Source organism: Anaerovibrio sp. (assembly GCF_045637405.1).
Lineage (GTDB): Bacteria > Bacillota > Negativicutes > Selenomonadales > Selenomonadaceae > Anaerovibrio.
Map to the genome: position 1 here is coordinate 1 of NZ_JAZTZI010000142.1, position 4,814 is coordinate 4,814.

Below are 4,814 nucleotides of genomic sequence, written 5' to 3' on the forward strand. Positions count from 1 at the left end.
CGTGTGCAACGTAATCTTGGTATCTTGACGCCGATAGAGAAACACACCTTGTATTTAGCCGCATAAAAAGGTCGACAGACGAATCTGCCGACCAAAGAAATTTTATATTATTTTATTGTCCTCTTGACGGGGAGCAGTTCACGCTGTACACCCACAAAGATTTTTAGTTACAAAAATAAATGTGCCCATCCCTATTTCATGGGTAAAAAATATAGAAAAGTGGGGAATGGGAGATAATACATTTTTAGTGTATAAAAATAAAAAAATCGTGCAGCCAAAACCTAAATTTTAGGCATGACCACACGATTTTTTTATGAGTGTTCCTTGCGGATTTCCAGTATCAGGGCATCCAGCTTGTCGCAGAACTTGTCCATGGTAGTCTGGAACCTTATCAGAAGATAAAAGGTTATGACTATAGGAAAGCCTACGGTGCTTACTGCCGATAAAATCTTTTCTTCCATAGGTTTACTCCTTTCTTTGATAAGAAAGCCCCCCTGCAGGCCGCCAGGCGAGCAGAGGGGCAATCATTGCGGCCACTTAGGCCAGCTTGGTGACAACGGTTTCCTTCAGATATCTTTTACCGCCCTAATGAAACACAGCTTTCCGCCATGCTTTCTGGAAACGAATATTTTAAGATACACCGATATAACAGTGAAGATGAACTGCTGGAGCTGGTGAAAAAAATGTGGGGATGAACAAGAATCAAAAGGAGTGACATAATTTATGGGGAGAAGTTTCAGAGATAATGCCAGCTTTGGCAAAAGAATGGAATATCAAATCATTAGCGAAATGTTAATGGCGGGCCTGGACTGTTATGTTCCTCTGGTTGATGATCATGGCGTGGATGTGGTTATAAAGAAACAGGATGGAACATTTATAGAGGTTCAGATTAAAGCAAGCGGGGAAAATGTAAAAGTAGGTGATGCTGCTCGGTTTTCTGCCATTAAACACGAGGAACAGCCGAACTATTATTTTATTTTTAAATCTGAACGCATGAAGCAAATGTGGATAATGTCATCAGCTGATTTTATTGCAAATACTACCCCAAACCAAAGTGGAAAACATGCAGGGGAGCGGTCTATATGTCTAAATGGCTGTAGGACAATTAAAGCAACCGGCGAGAAAGAAGAATATTGTTTGCCACAATTTGAGAAATTTTTGGCAAAGGATTATTCTATCTTCAAGTGATTAATGAGGACTGCTTCGGCAGTCCCTTTTTTTGCCCTGCGAAGTGTTGAATTTACTGCTGGGACGGATATATGGGGGTAAGAAAGGGAAGCAGATTTTCACTTGTGGCAGCAAAAGGCGGTGGACAATATGGGCTTTTTGTTCAGGGCTTCAATATTAGCCAAATCAGACCCTTATAATGCTTGTAAATACTCTATTAAAGAACATCCGCATTATATGGACTGTGAAAATTGCCAAAACAAATCATGGTGTGAGAAGTTTGCCCTTGTAGAAGCGGAAAAGCTGACCAATGAAGGGCTGACCATGGCTTGGGAAGCATTAAAAAGTATTGAACCGAAGAAAAAACCGTTGCCGTAAATGGGATTATTATGTTATGGCCATGCTGAAAGGCGGTGCTGATTATGTTCACATTATTTGTAATAATGCTGTGGGTAATCATTATTGGAGCTTTAATTGGCGCAGTAATTAAAGGAATTAAGGCATTGCCTACTGTTGCCAAGGAAGAACAATTCCGCCAGCAAAAGGAAAAAGAATATTATGCCAGTATTGAGAAATGGAAAGAAATAGATATTGAAATGTATAAAACCCTTGCTGACATAAACCCATTTGACTACAAAACATATTATGCCCAGCCAAAGGAATACAGGCCTAAAGATATTCCCCAAAATGAGTAATACATAAAGAATAAGATTATGGCCGTGCTGAAAGGGGGCGGTACTCGTGATGAGTTTCGTTCTAGCTATTGCTTGTATTATCGGAGTGTTTGTTGCATTTGGTATGATTTTCAGTCTTGCTTTTAAATTATGTGGTATTATCTACATCTTTTTTAAGACTATCGTTTAAAAAAAATAACCGTAATATAAGTCTTATATGGAGAAAGTTTAGTCGGTAATTTTCTTGATCAAGTTTGTCAGGCTGTCAAGAATTTCCAGAATTAGAGCGATTATTACCAGTAATCGCTCTTTTTAATGATATTATTTTGGGCTGGGCGTATCCGTTACCAGCATGGGCTATTTTAACATTTACTGGTAGTGAAAACACCAAAGCCTTGGTATTAACACTTTTTTTACCACTCATAGCTGCTCTCAGTGAGGGCCGCTTTTAATTTATATAAAATGTATTGCGAATTGCGTTACTTTTGTATATTATTGTGTAAAGAGGTGATTTGGTATGGCAGTAAAAACAGCAAATGTTAATTTAAGAATGAAAGCTGATATAAAAGAACAGGCAGAAATCATTCTTGCCAATCTTGGTATACCGCGCTCTGTGGCAATCGATATGTTCTATAGACAAATTATAGCCCATAATGGTATCCCGTTTAGTCTGACACTTCCTAATAAAATAATGGCACGTGACGAAATGACAAATGCACAGTTTGATAAATTTATGGAAACTGGATTAAAGCAGGCCAAGCAGGATGAATCCTCCGATGTGGATGAAGTTTTTTCTGAGTTGGGGGTCTGATTGGTGAAAGTATATAAAGTTAAGATTACAAGACAGGCTAAAGATAATCTCTGCAGTATACATAAGTATATTTCCGAGGATTTGTATGCACCTGATGCAGCAAAAAATGTATTGTCTTTATTAAAAGAGGAAATCAAGAGCCTATCCACTATGCCCGAACGGATAAAACTTATTGAGGATAAAAGGTGGAGAAGTGAGGGAATTCGTAAAATGCTTGTCAGAAATTTCTTTGTATATTTTTGGATAGATGAAGAAAAAGATATTGTACAAGTAATAGGCGTGGTATATGTCGCTCGTAACCAAGCTGTTCAGTTAGATCTAATGAAGTTACAATAATATCTGCTTTATATGCCAGGGGATATTAAGGTTCCCTGGCTATTTTATTATGCGAATTATAAAAATCTGGAATGAATCCAAAGACACTTCAGTATCTGATGGGCCATTCTGAGCTACAAAGTATAACAAAATTGTCATGATACAAAAGTCAAATAGTCTAAAAATCGCCCACTTTTTGCAAAAATCGCCCACTTTTTGCAGAGTTGTTGAATTTTGGGAATTTTTGTGCTATTTTTTATTCTAAGAAAGTATGTGTGCCTCGGGGCACTGTATATATGCATGGAGGGAATGAAAAATGGAAACAAGGAAGTATGAATGTCCATTAGGGGGGGGACATCAGCCTCAATAAAGCTAATAAGGGCAAGGGCTGGAAAGATTTAAAAGGACAGGCTGCTCTGGCACTGGCCGTATCGCTGTGGATAGCGGGCGGTAGTATGGCGTCTGCGGGTATTGTCTACATTGATGCCAACGACAACATAGTTAAAGGTAGTATTAGTGCAACCGCCACGGCTGTACCTGGCATTGGCAATCTGGCATCAGATAAGATACTGACCCTCACAGGCGATTTGTCATCAGGGAACTATTATGGTGGATTTGGAAATGGAGCGGTTAACAGCTATCAACTGATTCTTGATAATGCAAATATTTCTATGGGTTACGCAATCGGTGGTTATTCTACTGCTACTAATAATGCAGAGAACAACGTTGTTAAAATAAAAAACAGTAATGTAGCGTGGGTTTTAGGCGGTATGTCAGACGGAAATGCGAAAAAGAATACGGTGGAGCTGATAAACAGTACAGCAGTGAAAGTTACTGGTGGTACGGGTAATGGAGGATATGCTACTGACAATAGTGTATATATGACGGATAGTAAGGTCACAGAAACGGTCCAAGGGGGGGATAGCGGCAACGCTGTCATCGACAAAGTTTCAGGAAATACATTATACCTTGCTGGAGCCAATACAATTGGCGGAGACGTGAGTAATTTTGAAAAAATCTATATTACGGAAGCCAAGTTTGGAACCCCTGCGTTGATATTAAATGGAAGTATCCAAAATAATCCGACTATTGATACACGGGGGATAACCTTTACTGGTGTAGATGCCTTGAATGCTGGGCAAAAGACCATATTGATTCAGAATAATATGACCAATTATCCGGCCGAGAAAATTCTTTCTGGAAAATACAAGGTTGGTTCAACCCTTGAAGGTTTGGGTACAGCCTCTATTTCCGATGATGACCTCATTTATACCATAGATAAGGGTACCAAAATGGAAGCCCAGGAGCAGACTCATAACACCGTTATGGGAGCCACCGCATCCATGGCAGCTTTATCAGCTGGTAATGATTTCGTAGGTGCAGCTACTGAGGGCCTTTCTATGGCAGGAAATACAGGCACTGACGGTATGGCCACCTATGCCAATATGGGTGGCGGCTCCATGAATGTGGAAACCGGTTCCCATGTTAAGACCCATACTTGGAATGCTATTTTGGCCCTTGGCCATAAGAATGAAAAGAAGCTGTCCACCACAGAATATGGTGCCTTCTTTGAATACGGTACTGGAAATTATAGCACCTTTAACGGGGATGAACGGGGTGACGGCTCCACCAGATATACTGGTGGTGGTATCTTAGGCAAATGGCAGAAGAATAACGGCTTTTATGTAGAGGGGAGTCTCAGAGCCGGTTCTATTCACGATGATGCCACCAATGTACTCCGTGATGTAAATGGCAATCCATACAGCTATGACACTGACGCCACCTATTGGGGTGCCCATATTGGCGTTGGTCGGGAAATAAAGCTGAATAAGACAGATATTCTTGAC

The 4,814-nt window shown here is 40.0% G+C and carries 7 protein-coding genes; 6 read left to right on the plus strand and 1 reads right to left on the minus strand.

Features of this window, described 5'->3' with window-relative positions:
* Positions 1-311: 311 nt before the first annotated feature.
* On the minus strand, positions 312-461 hold the full coding sequence (locus tag ACKI5G_RS10000) for a YvrJ family protein (RefSeq protein WP_071997202.1): 150 nt from the start codon (positions 459-461) through the stop codon (positions 312-314).
* A gap of 262 nt (positions 462-723) precedes the next feature.
* Here ACKI5G_RS10000 and ACKI5G_RS10005 point away from each other — a divergent pair, with 262 nt between their 5' ends.
* The 6 genes from ACKI5G_RS10005 to ACKI5G_RS10030 all read left to right on the plus strand — a co-directional run.
* The gene (locus tag ACKI5G_RS10005) at positions 724-1,188 is read left to right on the plus strand and encodes a hypothetical protein (protein WP_407399987.1); all 465 of its coding nucleotides are present in this window, start codon (positions 724-726) and stop codon (positions 1,186-1,188) included.
* Positions 1,189-1,317: 129 nt separating this feature from the next.
* Positions 1,318-1,545 carry a hypothetical protein gene (locus ACKI5G_RS10010; protein WP_407399989.1) on the plus strand — a complete coding sequence of 76 codons (228 nt, stop codon included), beginning with the start codon at positions 1,318-1,320 and terminating at the stop codon, positions 1,543-1,545.
* 44 nt (positions 1,546-1,589) lie between these two features.
* Complete coding sequence (locus ACKI5G_RS10015) at positions 1,590-1,862, plus strand: hypothetical protein (protein ID WP_407399991.1); 273 nt, start codon at positions 1,590-1,592, stop codon at positions 1,860-1,862.
* Positions 1,863-2,358: 496 nt separating this feature from the next.
* On the plus strand, positions 2,359-2,652 hold the full coding sequence (locus ACKI5G_RS10020; RefSeq protein ID WP_027397777.1) for a type II toxin-antitoxin system RelB/DinJ family antitoxin: 294 nt from the start codon (positions 2,359-2,361) through the stop codon (positions 2,650-2,652).
* A 3-nt stretch (positions 2,653-2,655) separates the two neighbouring features.
* Positions 2,656-2,988 (plus strand): type II toxin-antitoxin system RelE/ParE family toxin, encoded by a 333-nt coding sequence (locus ACKI5G_RS10025; protein WP_407399993.1) that lies wholly within the window; start codon positions 2,656-2,658, stop codon positions 2,986-2,988.
* 434 nt (positions 2,989-3,422) lie between these two features.
* On the plus strand, positions 3,423-4,814 hold a 1,392-nt coding region (locus ACKI5G_RS10030; RefSeq protein WP_407399995.1), incomplete at its 3' end, for an autotransporter outer membrane beta-barrel domain-containing protein.

What these genes read in the sequence shown, in the direction of transcription:
- ACKI5G_RS10010 (WP_407399989.1), top strand. Translation starts at nt 1,318, where the DNA reads ATGGGCTTTTTGTTCAGGGCTTCAATATTAGCCAAATCAGACCCTTAT.
- ACKI5G_RS10015 (WP_407399991.1), top strand. Translation starts at nt 1,590, where the DNA reads ATGTTCACATTATTTGTAATAATGCTGTGGGTAATCATTATTGGAGCT.
- ACKI5G_RS10000 (WP_071997202.1), bottom strand. Translation starts at nt 461, where the DNA reads ATGGAAGAAAAGATTTTATCGGCAGTAAGCACCGTAGGCTTTCCTATA.
- ACKI5G_RS10020 (WP_027397777.1), top strand. Translation starts at nt 2,359, where the DNA reads ATGGCAGTAAAAACAGCAAATGTTAATTTAAGAATGAAAGCTGATATA.
- ACKI5G_RS10005 (WP_407399987.1), top strand. Translation starts at nt 724, where the DNA reads ATGGGGAGAAGTTTCAGAGATAATGCCAGCTTTGGCAAAAGAATGGAA.